This is a genomic window from Streptomyces sp. NPDC001204 (assembly GCF_053598035.1).
Genome location: NZ_JBSFJL010000018.1, coordinates 1 through 14,943, shown reverse-complemented (window position 1 = coordinate 14,943; position 14,943 = coordinate 1). Strand labels below are relative to the sequence as shown.

Genomic DNA, 14,943 nt, shown 5'->3' with positions numbered 1-14,943 from the left:
TGACGAGGTTCAGAGGTCGGTGCCTTCGGTGATCCACCAGGCGGCGGTGGACCCGGCGAGCACTCCGGGCGGGCAGTCGCCGCTGGCCAGCAGCGGGGTGCCGGGGACCGGCGCGGTCGTGGGCGAGGTACCGAAGTTGACGGCGCAGACCAGGCCGTCGCCGCGGACGAAGGCGAGGACGTCCGGCGGGGTGTCCAGCCAGCGCAGCGAGCCCTCCCCCAACTGGGGCAGTGCGGAGCGCAGTTGCAGGCCGTCGCGGTACAGGTGCCAGAAGGAGCGGGTGTCGGCGAGGGCGCGTTCGGTGACGTGCTCGGCGAAGTACGAGGGCTGCGGCAGCCAGGGCTTGGCGCTCTGGGTCCCGGAGGTGAAGCCGAACGGGGAGACCTGCCCCGACCAGGGCAGCGGCACCCGGCAGCCGTCGCGTACGCGGGCGCGGCTTCCGGTGCGGCGGAAGATCGGGTCGGTGAGCACGTCGTCGGGCAGGTCGACGACCTCGGGCAGGCCGAGTTCCTCGCCCTGGTAGACGTACGCGGCTCCGGGCAGCGCCAGCATCAGCAGCGCGGCGGCGCGGGCGCGTGCGGCACCGAGTCCGCTGCCCTCCACGGCGGCCTCGCCGTAGCGGGTGACGGTGCGGACCTGGTCGTGGTTGTTGAGGACCCAGGTGACCGTGGAGCCGGTGCCGGCGATGTCCAGCATGGCCTCGGAGATGACCTTGCGGAAGGCGTCGGGGTCCCAGGGGGCGCCGAGCAGGTCGAAGAAGAAGGCCTGGTGCAGTTCGTCCGGGCGGACGTACATGGCGTGTTCGCGGGCGCTGGGCACGGACACCTCGCCGACCAGCAGGCGTTCGCGGCCGTCGCGGGCGGTGTACTCCTCGCACACCGCGCGCCAGTGCCGCCACACGTCGTGCACCTCGGGCTGGTTCCAGGCGAGCGGGTTGACCGAGTCGCGGGTGCGGGCGTCGGCCTCCGGGTCCGGGGAGTCGGGCAGTTCGGGGTGCTTGAACAGGCCGGCGGCGACGTCGATGCGGAAGCCGTCCACGCCCCGGTCCAGCCAGAAGCGCAGGACGCGCTCGAACTCGGCGGGGATCTCGGGGTTGCGCCAGTTCCAGTCGGGCTGCTCGGGCGTGAACATGTGCAGGTACCACTGGCCGGGGCGGCCGTCCGCCTCGGTGATCCGGGTCCAGGCGGGGCCGCCGAACATGGCGTGCCAGTTGTTGGGCGGCTCGGCGCCGTCCGGGCCGCGGCCGTCGGTGAAGTGGAAGCGGGCACGGGCCTCGCTGCCGGGTTCGGCGGCGAGCGCCTCGCGGAACCACGGGTGCTCGCTGGAGCAGTGGTTGGGGACGATGTCGAGGAGCACCCTGATCCCGAGCCGATGGGCGGTGGCCATCAGCAGGTCGAACTCGGCGAGGTCGCCGAAGAGCTGATCGACTCCGCAGTAGTCGGCCACGTCGTAGCCGTGGTCGTGCTGCGGGGAGGGGTAGAAGGGACTCAGCCAGATGCCGTCGACGCCGAGCTTCTTCAGATACGGCAGCCCGGCCCGGACCCCGGCCAGATCGCCGATGCCGTCGCCGGTGCTGTCCAGGAAGCTGCGCACGTAGACCTGGTAGATCACCGCGTCGCGCCACCAACCATGCCTGTTCAATCCATTGACCTGTTCCTGTGAAGGCAGCCGTTATGCATGCATGTTAGGTATCGGTGTCACGAAGGTGTCAACGAACGAAACAGAAGCTACTGGGCAGTTGACTTCTCATGTCCGGACTTGTCCGGACGGGATGGCCGTAGATGTGATGGCGGCGTTACCTAACAAGTAACTACAACCGCGCTTCCGCCGTGAGCGGCGCGAGCGCTACGAGCGCCCGGCGATGGCGTCGAGTTCGCGCGCGAGGCGCCGCACGGCCGCCTCGGGGGTCTGCCGCCCGGCCAGCGTGTCGTGCACGACCGCCTGAACCACCAGGCTGACCTGGTCGTAGTGCGGACTCTTGGGGCGCGGCGCGGCGGCCAGCACGGAGGCACGCAGGGTCGGCAGGTACGGGAACCGCCGTACGAGTGCGGGGTCTTCGTACAGCGCGGCGCGCACGGGCGGCAGCGCGCCCTCGGTGAGCACCTGGCGCTGGACGGGCTCGCTGGTGAGGTACGCGATGAGGCGCGCGGCCGAGTCGGGGTGCCGCGCGTGCGTGTTGACGGCCAGGTTGGAGCCGCCGAGGACGCTGGTCCCCGGCCCGTCGGGTCCGGGCAGCGGTACGGCCCCGATCTTCCCGGCGACCGCGGAGCCCTCGGCGGAGGCGACGGCGTACGCGTAGGGCCAGTTGCGCAGGAAGAGCAGCCGGCCGTCCTGGAAGGCCTGCTTGGACTCCTCCTCCTTGTACGTCAGCGCCTCCTCGGGGATCCAGCCCTCGGCGAAGCCGCGCGCCAGGAAGCCGATGCCCTCGCGGGCCGCGCCCGAGTCGACGGTGACGCGCTCGCCCTCGTCGCCGAGGATCGTGCCGCCCGCCGAGTACACGGCTTCGGCCGCGTTGACGGTCAGCCCCTCGTACGGCAGGAACTGGCCCGCGTAGCCGTCCAGTCCGTACTTCGGCGCGATGGTCCGGGCGGCGTGCTCCAGCTCGGCCCAGGTGCGCGGCGGCGGGACGCCCTCCTTGGCCAGGACGTCCTTGCGGTACAGCAGCAGGCCGGCGTTGGTGACGTACGGGACCGCGTACAGCCGTCCGTCGTAGGTGGCGGTGTCGACGACCGGGGGCAGGAACGTCTCCAGCGGGAAGCGCTCGCGCGGCAGCGGGCGGATCCAGCCGGCGGCGGCGAACTCCGAGGTCCAGTTGACGTCGATGTTGAGCACGTCGAACCGGCTGCGGTTGCCGCCGCGCAGGTCGGTGGCCATCTGCTCGCGGGTCTCGTCGGCGGCGTCGGGCAGCTCGACGAGGGTGACCCTCTCGGCGGGGTGGGTGCGGTTCCAGCCCTCCAGCAGCGGGCCGAGGTAGCCGGTCAGGTCGCCCGCGGTGGCCAGGGTGAGCGGGCCGCGGCCCTCACCGCTCCCCTCGGTCGCCCGGGCACCCGAGGAGATACAGCCGGTCATGACCACGACCAGAACAAGGAGGCCCCTACCGGCGGCGTGGATCCACCGCATAGGTTCCTCCTTGCACACCGGCGCCGGGCACCTTCGCCCGGCTCAGGCCATGTATACCTGTTAGGTATGGGCGATACTAGGGCCCGGCGTCAATCTCACGTCGTCCACCCGGAGACACCCCGCATGACGCGTCTGACGAGGACCTAGGAGGAGAGCACGCGTGCGCCTGCCCCTCCTGGCACTTCTCGCGCGCGGTCCCGCCCACGGCTACGAGCTGAAGCAGGACCTTGAGCAACTGCTGGGCTCCGCGTACCCTCAGCCGAACGTCGGCCAGATCTACGTGACCCTCGGCCGCCTCGAGAAGTCGGGACTGATCGAGGGCGAGGAGGTCGAGCAGTCCAGCCGGCCCAACAAGAAGATCTACCACCTCACCGACGCCGGGCGGGAGGCGCTGCGCGCCTGGTTCGAGGAGCCCGAGGACGAGCCGCGGGTGCGGGACGAGTTCTTCATGAAGCTCGCCCTCGCCCCGCAGACCGGTCTCGCCGACCAGATCGCCCTCATCAACAAGCAGCGGCGCCAGTACCTCAACACCATGCGCAACCTGTCGAAGCTGGCCGCCGCCGAGAACCGGGACAACCGAATCGCCCAACTGCTGATCGAGGGCGCCATGCTGCACCTTCAGGCCGACCTGGACTGGCTGGAGCGGTGCCAGGAGGAACTGGAGGGGCTGGAGTGAGCGACGTCCGAGCTCCGGCGCTGCTGCGGGCCGAGGGCCTGGTCAAGACGCACCACGGCCAGGGGGCGCCCGCGCGGGCCGTGCGCGGGGTGGATCTGTCGGTGACCCGCGGCGAGTTCGTGGCGGTCACCGGCCCGTCCGGGGCGGGCAAGTCGACGCTGCTGCACCTGCTCGGCGGACTGCAGCGGCCGGACGAGGGCAGCATCTGGCTGGACGGCCGGTGCACCGACTCCTACGGCGAGGCCCGCTGGGCCGAGGAACGCCGCAACGGCATCGGGATCGTGTTCCAGTTCTTCAACCTTGTCTCCAACCTGTCCGTCGCCGACAACGTCGAACTGCCCGCGCTGCTCGCCGGCCGCTCGCCGCGGCAGGCGCGTGCCGAGCGGGAGGAACTGCTGGCCGAGCTGGGCCTGGAGGGCAAGGAGCGCAGCATGCCGGGCGAGCTGTCCGGCGGTGAGCAGCAGCGGGTCGCGCTGGCCCGCGCGCTGGTCAACCACCCTCCGCTGCTGCTCGCCGACGAGCCCGCCGGCAGCCTCGACAGCAAGGGCACCCGCGAGGTGATGCGGCTGCTGTCCCGCTTCCACGGGCGCGGCCAGACGATCGTGCTGGTCACTCATGACGCCCGGCTGGCGAGCGCCGCGGACCGGGTGATCAGTTTCTTCGACGGCCGGATCGCCGACGACGCGGAACTGGACGGGACGACGCCGTCGCGGAGCACGGGGATCTCGGGCGTGCTGGAACTGAGGGACTGAGTGCGGTGTACGACCACCTGATGTGCCCGGGACGCGATTACCCGGCGTGCCCGGGGTACGGCCGCCCGGCGTGCCCGGGTCCGCGTTCCGGACCGAGGGACTGAGGCCGGTGCGAGCCACGTTGCGCTGGGCGCACTCCGATCTGCGCGCCCACCGGGGAGAGGCGCTGTTCATCGTGCTGGCCACGGCCGGCATCGTCGCCTCGCTACTGCTGGCCACCGCGCTGTTCGGCTACGCGACCAATCCCTGGCAGCGGGTCTTCACCCAGTCCCACGGGGCCCATGTGTGGCTGCACACGGCGCGGTCCGCCGAGACGGGGCGGCTCGCCGCGCTGGACGGCGTCGAGTCGGTCACCGACGCCTACCTCGTCGAGTCCGCCACCGTCGTCTCCCGCGGCACCCGCGCCACCGTGGAACTGCGCGGTACGCCCTCGCTGCCCGCCGTGGGACGCCCGCTGCTCACCGCCGGGCACTGGCTGGACGCCGGGGAGCCGGACGGCGTGGTCCTGGAGAGCCGCCTCGCCACGGCCCTGCTGGCCGAACCCGGGGACACGCTCACCCTGCCCGGTACCGGGCGCGCGCTGAACGTGGTGGGCATCGCCGACAGCGCCGAGCCCCGCTACGGCCCCGGCGAGCAGCCGGGGCTGGTGTGGGCGCAGCCGTCCGCGGTGCGCGAGCCCGGCGGACGGGTGGTCGGACTGCGGCTGACCGATCCCGACGACACGGACTACGCCGTGCAGCGCGCCGTCACCGTGCTGGGCGCCGGCGTGGTCGGCGAGGTGTCCACCTGGCAGCAGGCGCGGGCCGAGGCGCAGAGCGACAACCGGCTGCTCGGGCAGGTGCTGGGCCTGTTCGGGCTGGGCGCGCTGATCGCGGCCGGGCTGGCGGTGCACGGCGCGATCGGCACCCGCATACGGGGGCACCTGCGGGACATCTCGGTGCTGAAGGCGATCGGTTTCACGCCCGCCCAGGTGGTCCGGATCTTCCTGCTCCAGCATGTGGCGTACGCCGTGCTGGGCGCCGTCGCCGCGGTGGTGCTGACCGAGGGGCTGGGCGCGCGGATCCCGGGCCGGCTGGGCGACGCGGTCGGGGTGTGGCAGGGCCTGCCGGGCCACACGGTGACGATGGGCGCGGTCCCGGTGGGCGCGGTGCTGTTCATCGGCGCGGTGACCGGGCTCGCGGCGTGGCGGGCGGGACGGGTGCCGCCGGTCCCGGTGCCGCACCCGGCGGCGGTGCCGGGCGGCGGCCTGCCCGGGGTCGCCCGCAGGGCGCTGGGCCTGCGCCTGCCGCCCGCGCTGGTCCTGGGGTGGCACCGGGCCTTCACCCGCCGCCCGCGCACCTTCGCCACGGTGGGGCGGCTGGCGCTTCCGCTGCTGCTGATCGTGGTGGCGATGAGTGCCTGGACCACGATCGACCGCTTCCACAACCGGCCGGAGGAGCTGGGGCTGCCGGCCGCGCTGACCGTCCGTCCCGACAGCACCCTGAACGACGGCGGCACGCGGGGGCTGCTGGATCGGGAACCCGGGGTCGCCGCCGTCTACCCCGGTGTGGAGGTGGCCGCCCTGGTCCCCGGCCAGACGGCCACGATCGCCCTGCGGGGCCTGGGCACCCGCGAGGCTCCCTACCCGTTCGCCCTGGCCGAGGGCCGCCGCGCCGACGGGCCCGACGAGGCGGTCGCCGGGCAGGGCCTGCTGGACCTGCTCGACGTCCGGGTCGGCGACTGGGTGCGCATGACGGTGGGCGACCAGCCGCAGATCCTGCACATCGTCGGCCGCAGCATCGAACCGGAGAACGCCGGCCGGGTCATCTCCACGTCCCTGGACACCCTGCACGAGAACGACCCGAACCTCAGCCCCACCTTCTACCAGCTCCGCCTCGATCCGGGCACCGATCCGCGCCACGTCGCCACCGCCCTGTCCGCCGCAGCCCACGGCCACCTCGACGTCCATCCGGTGACCAACCCGGCCGACGGCCTGTCGTCGATGCGCGCGGTCATCGTGGGCCTGACCTGTGTCCTGGCCCTGATCGGCCTGATCGAGCTCCTCTCCGCGATCGGCGGCACGATCCGCGAGGGCGAACGAGACCTCCTGGCCCTGAAGGCCATCGGTCTCTCTCCCCGCCAGATCACCGCGATCACGGTGACCGCGACCGGTTGCACGGCCCTGGCCGCCGCAGCCGCCGCCACGGCCCTGGCGCTCCCCCTGTCCAACTGGTTGATCAACGCCCAGGGCCACTCCAGCGGCATAGGCGCCGGCATCGCCAGAACGCCCTCCCCGCTCCTGCTGCTCCTCTTCGTCGCCTCGGCGGCCCTGGGCGCCGCGGCCCTCTCCGCCCTCCCCGCCACCAGAGCCTCCCACCGCCGCCTGGCGGACACGTTGTCAGCGGTGGCCTGAACGCCCACGGGTCCGGGCGGGGGCTGGGGCGGAGCCCCGGGTTCGATCCGGATAGCCCGGGGGGCCTGGGGTCCGGGGGTCCCGGGGGGCCTGGTCCGGGGGTCCCGGGAGGTCCGGGGGTCCCGGGGGGCCTGGGGGCTCCGCTCCAGCGAGACGGGTGAGGGAAGAGGGATCAGCGGGAGCGAAGGGCGCGGTACTTGGCGACCAGGGTCGTCGTGGAGGGGTCCAGCCCCTCCACCTCCGCGCCCTCCGTCAGAGCCGGCTCCACGCGCTTCGCGAGGACCTTGCCCAGCTCGACTCCCCACTGGTCGAAGGAGTCGATGTTCCAGACGGCACCCTGTACGAACACCTTGTGTTCGTACAGCGCGATCAGCTGCCCCAGCACCGACGGAGTCAACTCGCGCGCGAGGATCGTGGTCGTGGGGTGGTTCCCGCGGAAGGTCTTGTGCGGCACCAGCTCCTCCGGCACCCCCTCCGCCCGTACCTCCTCCGGCGTCTTGCCGAAGGCCAGCGCCTGGGTCTGCGCGAAGAAGTTGGCCATCAGCAGATCGTGCTGCGCCCGTAGTTCACCGCTCAGCTCGGCCACCGGCTCGGCGAAGCCGATGAAGTCCGCCGGGATCAGCTTCGTACCCTGGTGGATCAACTGGTAGTACGCGTGCTGCCCGTTCGTGCCCGGCGTCCCCCACACCACCGGACCGGTCTGCCACTCCACGGGTTCTCCGTCCCGCTGCACCGACTTCCCGTTGGACTCCATGTCCAGCTGCTGAAGATACGCGGTGAACTTCGACAGATAGTGCGAGTACGGCAGCACCGCATGCGACTGGGCGTCGTGGAAGTTGCCGTACCAGATCCCCAACAGGCCCATCAGCAAGGGCACGTTGGACTCGGCCGGCGCGGTCCTGAAGTGTTCGTCGACGAGCCGGAAGCCGTCCAGCATCTCCCGGAACCGGTCCGGCCCGATCGCGATCATCAGGGACAGGCCGATCGCGGAGTCGTACGAGTACCGGCCCCCGACCCAGTCCCAGAACTCGAACATGTTCTCGACGTCGATGCCGAACTCGGACACCTTCTCCGTGTTCGTGGACAGCGCCACGAAGTGCCGGGCGACCGCCTCCGGGCCGGCCTTCAGCTCTCCCAGCAGCCAGTTGCGCGCCGACGTCGCGTTGGTGATCGTCTCGATCGTGGTGAACGTCTTGGACGCGATGACGAACAGCGTCTCCGCCGCGTCCAGATCCCGCACGGCCTCGTGCAGGTCCGCGCCGTCGACGTTCGACACGAACCGCACCGTCAGACCACGGTCGGTGTAGGCCCGCAGCGCCTCGTACGCCATCGCGGGGCCCAGGTCGGAGCCGCCGATGCCGACGTTGACCACATTGCGGATCCGCTTGCCGGTGTGCCCCGTCCACTCCCCCGACCGCACCCGGTGCGTGAAGTCGCTCATCTTGTCGAGGACCGCGTGCACCCCCGGCACGACGTTCTCCCCGTCGACCTCGATCACCGCGTCCCGCCGCGAGCGCAGCGCCGTGTGCAGCACGGCCCGGTCCTCGGTGACGTTGATCTTCGCACCGCGGAACATGGCGTCCCGCAGCCCGAACACGTCCGTCGCGGCGGCCAGCTCCCGCAGCAGCCGCAGGGTCTCGTCGGTGACGAGGTGCTTGGAGTAGTCGACGTACAGATCACCGACCTGGAGGGCGTACGCCTCGCCGCGCTCCGGGTGGGCCGCGAACAGATCCCGTAGACCGGTGCCGGCGAGCTCCTCACGGTGCCTGGCCAGAGCGGTCCACTCGGGCCTCTGGTTGAGCCTGGTACGGGCGTCTGCGTTCATTCGGACCTCAGCCTTCTTTCCTAGCTGTCCTGCGTCCTTGCCCCGCTGCCGGTCCAACCTAGTTGATCAGCGGGAGACATGAGTCGTCGTCACGCCGTCGTCCGGCGTAACAACGAGTACGTCGGCACGGCGCGCGGGTATCAGCGCGGCCACGGAAAGCACGAAGAACGCGGCCGTGAGCAGCGCCGGCCAGTTCGGGCCCCACACGGCCGCGACGGCCCCGCCGAGCACCGCGCCCAGCGGCGCCCCGGCCACCGCGAGGGTGCGGAAGGCCGCGCTGACCCGGCCCAGCATCCCGGCGGGGCTGCGCTGCTGCATCAGAGTCGTCGTGTTGACGTTCCACACCATGCCCATCAGCCCGAACACGGCCAGCGCGGCCACCGCGAAGGCCAGGCTGGGCACCAGTCCCAGGACCACCAGGGCGGCGATCTGCACCCCGCCGGCCAGCACCACGGCCCGCATCCGCCCGAGCCGGGCCACGATCCGCCGGTTGACCGCTCCCCCGGCCAGGCTGCCGAGCGTGTACGCCGTCAGCGCCGCCGCGTATCCCTTGGTGCCCGCGCCCAGCCAGCCGGTCACGACGACCACCAGGGTGGCGATGAGCGCGCCCATCCCGACGTTGCACAGGGCCGTGGCGGCGCACAGCCCGCGCAGGGCCCTGTCCCGCCCGAGGGCGCGCAGTCCCTCGGTTATCTCCCGCCGCAGCGTGCTGCCCGCCGGTCTCGGCCGGCGCTCGGGCGCCGGGACCCGCACGGAGGCCACGAGAGCGGCGGCCACCAGGAAGGTGGCGGCGTCGGCCGCGAAGGGCGCGGCGGCCCCCGCGGCGAACAGCAGGGGCACGACCGGGCCGCCCAGCAGCCCGCCCGCGAGGCGCTGCCCGGTCATCAGACGGGCGTTGGCGCTGCCCAGCGCCTCGGACTCCACCAGGGCGGGCAACAGGGCCGTGGCCGCGTTGTCGAAGAGTGTCTGGAGCGTGGTCAGCGCGAAGGCCAGGGCGATCAGCAGGCCGATCGAGGCGTGCCCCAGGGCCACCGCCAGGGCGAAGCCGCCGACCAGGAGGCCCCGTACCGTGTCCGCCGCCCACATCGCGCGCCGCTGGTCCACACGGTCCGCGACGGCGCCGCCGAGCAGCCCGAAGACGATCCAGGGGAGATAGCCGCAGGCCGTGACGGAGGCGATGAGCAGCGGGTCGTCGGTCAGGGACAGGGCGAGCAGCGGCAGCGCGGCCGTACGCAGCGCGTCGCCGAAGCTGGACAGCACGGCGGCGCTCCACAGCCGTCCGAATCCGCCACGCCACGCCGGCGCACCCGTGTCGACGGCTTCGCGCCCGGCCTCGACCCCCGTCATGGTTTCCCCTCCGCCTCACGATTCACCGATACGCAAACCGTAGAGGGCACCACTGACAACCGGTCCGCGGCGGCCGGTCCGCCCGGATACGCAACAGGTCCGGTACGCAGCAAGTCCGGTACGCAACAGGTCCGGCCCCGCGCCCGAAGGCGGCCGACCGGACCTCAAGTCCTAGATCTCGCCCCGCAGTTTGGCGAGCGCCTCGGCGAGGATCGCCTCACCGTCCGCGTCGCTGCGGCGCTCCCGCACATAGGCCAGGTGCGTCTTGTAGGGCTCGGTCCGCGGCGGGGCCGGCGGGTTGTCCTGGTCCTGACCGGCCGGGAAGCCGCAGCGCGGGCAGTCCCAGGTGTCGGGAACCTGCGCGTCGCTGGCGAAGCTCGGCTGGGTCTCGTGTCCGTTGGAGCACCAGAAGGAGATGCGCAGACGCGGCGCGGACTCGCCGCGCTCGGCCTCGCCCATCGGCCCCGCCCCGACCCGGCTTCCTCGGATCGCGTTGCCACTTGCCACGGTCGTAACTCCCTGCGTGATGGTGCCGCGAAACGGGTCGGCCTCCGCTCCGCCGCGAGCGCCTCAGTCTACGTAAGGCCCAACGCGCGTCCAGTGATGGGAGTTACCGCTCCCACACAGACGCAAGCCCCATGATAGGCCGCGCTCAGGAGCGCGTACCGACCATGGGGCCTTACGTACGGAATGTGCGGTCCCGACCGAAGGGCAGCCGCTCGTCAGCTGCTCGTCTTCATCAGGATGCCGAGCACGATGATGCAGGCGAGCCACAGCAGGCCGATGACCACGGTGATGCGGTCGAGGTTGCGCTCGGCGACCGAGGAGCCGCCGACGGAGGACTGCATACCGCCACCGAACATGTCGGAGAGGCCGCCGCCCTTCCCCTTGTGCATCAGCACCAGCAGCATCAGCAGCAGGCTGAAGACGATCAGGGCGATCGAGAACCCCAAAACCACGGCTGGACCAACTTCCTCGGATTCGGATGGACGACGGGGTGTGGCAGGTCATGCCTACCATGCCCCCGCAAGGGTACGACGGATCGCCGCCCGCGCATACTCACAGCCCGGCCCGCCACTCACGGCGGGCCCGGCCCAGTGCCCGCGATGGGCCCCGGCTCACTGCTCGCCGAAGCGCACGATCTTGACGAACTCGTCCGTGTCCAGCGAGGCACCGCCGACCAGGGCGCCGTCGATGTCCTTCTGCGCCATGATCTCGGCGACGTTGCCCGACTTCACCGAGCCGCCGTACTGGATGCGCACCTGGTCGGCGACCTCCTGCGAGTACAGCTCGGCGAGCTTGCCGCGGATGGCGCCGCAGACCTCCTGGGCCTCCGCCGCGCCGCAGACCTTGCCGGTGCCGATGGCCCAGACGGGCTCGTAGGCGATCACGATCGACTCGGCCTGCTCGGCCGGGAGGTCCTTCAGACCTCCCTCGACCTGGGTGAGCGTGTGCGTGACGTGGTTGCCCGCGTCGCGGACCTCCAGTTCCTCGCCGACACACAGGATCGGCGTCAGGCCGTGCTTGTAGGCGGCCTTGACCTTGGCGTTCACCAGCTCGTCGGTCTCGTTGTGGTACTGCCGGCGCTCGGAGTGGCCGATCACCACATAGGTGCACTTCAGCTTGGCCAGCATCGCACCGGAGATCTCGCCGGTGTACGCGCCGGAGTCGTGCGCCGAGACGTCCTGGGCGCCGTACTTGATCTTAAGCTTGTCGCCGTCGACCAGCGTCTGCACGGAGCGCAGGTCGGTGAAGGGCGGCAGGACGGCGACCTCGACGGCCTCGTAGTCCTTGTCGGCGAGGGCGAAGGCGAGCTTCTGGACGTGCGCGATGGCCTCGAGGTGGTTGAGGTTCATCTTCCAGTTGCCCGCCATCAGCGGCGTGCGCGTGCTCATACGGTTTCAGTCCTCCAGTGCGGCGAGGCCGGGGAGCGTCTTGCCCTCGAGGTATTCGAGAGAGGCGCCGCCGCCGGTCGAGATGTGGCCGAATGCCGACTCGTCGAAGCCCAGCGTACGGACCGCCGCGGCGGAGTCGCCGCCGCCCACGACGGTGAAGCCGTCCGAGTCGACCAGGGCCTGGGCGACCGCCCTGGTGCCCTCGGCGAAGTCGGGGTGCTCGAAGACGCCCATCGGACCGTTCCAGAAGACGGTGGCGGCGTCGGCGAGCTTCGCGGCGTACAGCTTGCGGGACTCCGGGCCGATGTCCAGGCCCTGCTGGCCGGCCGGCATGGCGTCCGCGGCGACGGCGGTGGGGTGGACCGGGGCCTTGGCCTTCAGGTCCGGGAACTCGGGCGCGACCAGCGTGTCCACGGGCAGGACCAGCTCGACGCCGGTCTTCTCGGCCCGCTCGATGTACTCCTTGACGGCGGAGAGCTGGTCCTCCTGAAGGAGGGAGGTGCCGATCTCATGGCCCTGGGCCTTGAGGAAGGTGTACGCCATGCCGCCGCCGATGAGCAGCCGGTCGGCCTTGCCGAGCAGCTCGTCGATGACGGCGAGCTTGTCGGAGACCTTGGCGCCGCCGAGCGCGACGACGTAGGGCCGCCGGACGTCCTCGGTGAGCTTCTTCAGGACACCGACCTCGGTGGCGATGAGGTAGCCGGCGTAGTGCGGAAGGCGGGCCGGCAGGTCGTAGACGGAGGCGTGCTTGCGGTGCACGGCGCCGAATCCGTCGCCGACGTAGACGTCCGCGAGGGCGGCGAGCCGGTCGGCGAACTCGCCGCGCTCGGCGTCGTCCTTGGACGTCTCGCCGGGGTTGAACCGCAGGTTCTCGATGACCGCGACCTGGCCGGGCTGAAGGCCGTCCACGGCGGCGTGGGCGGCCGGGCCGACGGTGTCCTGGGCGAACGCCACGGAGGCGCCCAGGAGTTCACCGAGCCGCTCGGCGGCGGGCAGCAGCGAGAAGGCCGGATCCGGGGCGCCCTTGGGGCGGCCCAGATGGGAGGCGACGACCACCTTGGCGCCGGCCTCGGCGAGGGCCTTGACGGTGGGCAGGACGGCGCGGATGCGGCCGTCGTCGGTGATGACACCGTCGGCCAGCGGCACGTTGAGGTCGGCGCGGACGAAGACCCGCTTGCCGTCCACGCCTTCGGAGAGAAGTTCGTCGATCGTCTTCATTGGGTGGGACTCCTGAGGAGGGGGCTCTTGATCGTACGAGGGCTGATCGATCCGCACGTGGGCGGGTTGTGGTCGTTCGGCCCGCTGTACGTGCGTCAGGGCCCGGACGGCGCGTCGGCGCGCCGCCCGGGCCCTGCTCTCACATCGAGGTGCCTGCCCTGCCGGTCAGAGCTGGTTGCCGACGAAGACCGTGAGGTCGACGAGGCGGTTGGAGTAGCCCCACTCGTTGTCGTACCAGCCGATGATCTTCACGTTCTTGCCGTCCTGAACCATGGTCAGGGAGGAGTCGAACGTGCAGGACGCCGGGGCGTTGACGATGTCCGAGGAGACGATCGGGTCCTCGGTGTAGTCCAGGAGGCCCTTCAGCTCGCCCTCGGCGGCCTTCTGGAAGGCGGCGTTGACCTCTTCCTTGGTGACCTCGCGGGAGAGTTCGACGACGAGGTCGGTGACCGAGCCGGTGGGAACCGGCACGCGCATGGCGATGCCGTCCAGCTTGCCCTTGAGCTGCGGCAGCACCAGGGCGGTGGCCTTGGCGGCGCCGGTGGTGGTCGGGATGATGTTCTCGGCGGCGGCACGGGCGCGGCGCAGGTCCTTGTGCGGGAAGTCCAGGATGCGCTGGTCGTTCGTGTACGCGTGCACGGTGGTCATCAGACCCTTGACGATGCCGAAGTTCTCGTCGAGGACCTTCGCCATCGGCGCCACGCAGTTGGTGGTGCAGGAGGCGTTGGAGATGACGTGGTGGTTGGCCGGGTCGTACTTGTCCTGGTTGACGCCCATCACGATGGTGACGTCTTCGTTCTTCGCCGGGGCGGAGATGATGACCTTCTTGGCGCCGCCGGCGATGTGCTTCTCGGCGTCTTCCTTCTTGGTGAAGATGCCGGTGGACTCGATGACGATGTCGACGCCGAGTTCACCCCAGGGGATGTCGGCGGGGTTGCGCTCCGACAGCACCTTGATGGTGTGGCCGTCGACGGTGATGGTGTCGGCGGTGTGGGAGACCTCCTGCTTGAGGCGGCCCAGGATGGTGTCGTACTTCAGCAGGTGAGCGGTGGTCGCGGTGTCACCCAGGTCATTGACAGCCACGATCTCGATGTCTGCACCCTGCTCCAGCAGCGCGCGGAAGTAGTTACGACCGATGCGGCCAAAGCCGTTGATGCCTACGCGGATCGTCACGAACCGATCTCCTCGTTGGTACGCCGGTTTCGACGCCGGCGAGCTGTATTGGGATGTCCCCGACCACCCACGACCCTACCCCTCCAAGGCCTCCGAAGTGACATCCGGACGCGTCCTGGACAGCACGGCTTCGACAAAGACCCGAACCCCTCGCGCAGGCTGCCTGGATCACCCGATTTCGCTATGGATTGCCCATACCAATTGACCGTGTTGGTCACTCGTTCGTGAGCACCTCAGCTCACTTGTGAAATGCCACGATCTCCGACCAATCCGGACTTCCGGCAAACCCGTCAATTCCCCCACGGGGGTGCCGCGGCGGCGGACCGTCCCCACCGCCCCGGCCACACCCCGGCCACCTCCCCGCGGTGGCCGAAGCAGCCTGTCAAGCACCGTCACCGGCCCGCGGCCGCCCGGCCCGGGCCGGTCACTGTCGGTAGTTGCATACCAACCGACCGGCCGCCATCGGCCAACCAGCCGGTGCTGGTTGGCGCAGATGCGGAACGCGTGGGGTGGGGTAACAGTGTTCAGATGCGCGTGTAGATATA

Annotated in this window: 12 protein-coding genes; 3 read left to right on the top strand and 9 right to left on the bottom strand. The window is 71.0% G+C overall.

Annotation, left to right across the window (positions count from 1 at the left end):
- Positions 1-9: 9 nt before the first annotated feature.
- Together ACWC91_RS23645 and ACWC91_RS23640 are read right to left on the bottom strand one after the other, a co-directional pair.
- On the bottom strand, positions 10-1,641 hold the full coding sequence (locus ACWC91_RS23645; protein WP_450643882.1) for a glycoside hydrolase family 13 protein: 1,632 nt from the start codon (positions 1,639-1,641) through the stop codon (positions 10-12).
- 204 nt (positions 1,642-1,845) lie between these two features.
- Positions 1,846-3,120, bottom strand: coding sequence for an ABC transporter substrate-binding protein (locus ACWC91_RS23640; RefSeq protein WP_225074147.1), 1,275 nt, complete (start codon positions 3,118-3,120; stop codon positions 1,846-1,848).
- Between the two features lie 160 nt (positions 3,121-3,280).
- On the opposite strand from ACWC91_RS23640, the gene ACWC91_RS23635 reads away from it, so the two are divergent.
- From ACWC91_RS23635 to ACWC91_RS23625, 3 genes are all read left to right on the top strand, one after another.
- Entirely contained in the window at positions 3,281-3,796 is a 516-nt protein-coding gene (locus ACWC91_RS23635) for a PadR family transcriptional regulator (protein WP_225074148.1), read from the top strand.
- On the top strand, positions 3,793-4,548 hold the full coding sequence (locus ACWC91_RS23630; protein ID WP_100569501.1) for an ABC transporter ATP-binding protein: 756 nt from the start codon (positions 3,793-3,795) through the stop codon (positions 4,546-4,548). The genes ACWC91_RS23635 and ACWC91_RS23630 overlap by 4 nt, the downstream gene beginning before the upstream one ends.
- 109 nt (positions 4,549-4,657) lie before the next feature.
- Positions 4,658-6,940, top strand: a complete 2,283-nt coding sequence (locus ACWC91_RS23625; RefSeq protein ID WP_225074149.1) for an ABC transporter permease — start codon at positions 4,658-4,660, stop codon at positions 6,938-6,940.
- Between the two features lie 172 nt (positions 6,941-7,112).
- On the opposite strand, the gene pgi is transcribed toward ACWC91_RS23625, so the two are convergent.
- The 7 genes from pgi to gap all read right to left on the bottom strand — a co-directional run bounded on the left by pgi (position 7,113) and on the right by gap (position 14,398).
- Positions 7,113-8,765: a glucose-6-phosphate isomerase gene (gene pgi / locus ACWC91_RS23620; RefSeq protein ID WP_225074150.1), complete on the bottom strand. Its 1,653-nt coding sequence runs from the start codon at positions 8,763-8,765 to the stop codon at positions 7,113-7,115.
- A gap of 66 nt (positions 8,766-8,831) precedes the next feature.
- Complete coding sequence (locus ACWC91_RS23615) at positions 8,832-10,112, bottom strand: MFS transporter (protein WP_225074151.1); 1,281 nt, start codon at positions 10,110-10,112, stop codon at positions 8,832-8,834.
- 171 nt (positions 10,113-10,283) lie between these two features.
- Complete coding sequence (locus tag ACWC91_RS23610; protein WP_073952427.1) at positions 10,284-10,619, bottom strand: RNA polymerase-binding protein RbpA; 336 nt, start codon at positions 10,617-10,619, stop codon at positions 10,284-10,286.
- 215 nt (positions 10,620-10,834) lie between these two features.
- Positions 10,835-11,071, bottom strand: a complete 237-nt coding sequence (secG, locus tag ACWC91_RS23605) for a preprotein translocase subunit SecG (protein WP_100569504.1) — start codon at positions 11,069-11,071, stop codon at positions 10,835-10,837.
- A gap of 159 nt (positions 11,072-11,230) precedes the next feature.
- Positions 11,231-12,007 (bottom strand): triose-phosphate isomerase, encoded by a 777-nt coding sequence (gene tpiA / locus ACWC91_RS23600; protein WP_225074152.1) that lies wholly within the window; start codon positions 12,005-12,007, stop codon positions 11,231-11,233.
- A gap of 6 nt (positions 12,008-12,013) precedes the next feature.
- The gene (locus tag ACWC91_RS23595) at positions 12,014-13,225 is read right to left on the bottom strand and encodes a phosphoglycerate kinase (RefSeq protein ID WP_281156280.1); all 1,212 of its coding nucleotides are present in this window, start codon (positions 13,223-13,225) and stop codon (positions 12,014-12,016) included.
- A gap of 165 nt (positions 13,226-13,390) precedes the next feature.
- The gene (gene gap, locus ACWC91_RS23590) at positions 13,391-14,398 is read right to left on the bottom strand and encodes a type I glyceraldehyde-3-phosphate dehydrogenase (RefSeq protein WP_225074154.1); all 1,008 of its coding nucleotides are present in this window, start codon (positions 14,396-14,398) and stop codon (positions 13,391-13,393) included.
- Positions 14,399-14,943: the final 545 nt, after the last annotated feature.

Bases quoted from the DNA above. Each gene is read 5' to 3' on its own strand.
- ACWC91_RS23640 (WP_225074147.1), bottom strand. From the start codon at position 3,120: ATGCGGTGGATCCACGCCGCCGGTAGGGGCCTCCTTGTTCTGGTCGTG.
- ACWC91_RS23615 (WP_225074151.1), bottom strand. From the start codon at position 10,112: ATGACGGGGGTCGAGGCCGGGCGCGAAGCCGTCGACACGGGTGCGCCG.
- pgi (WP_225074150.1), bottom strand. From the start codon at position 8,765: ATGAACGCAGACGCCCGTACCAGGCTCAACCAGAGGCCCGAGTGGACC.
- ACWC91_RS23595 (WP_281156280.1), bottom strand. From the start codon at position 13,225: ATGAAGACGATCGACGAACTTCTCTCCGAAGGCGTGGACGGCAAGCGG.
- tpiA (WP_225074152.1), bottom strand. From the start codon at position 12,007: ATGAGCACGCGCACGCCGCTGATGGCGGGCAACTGGAAGATGAACCTC.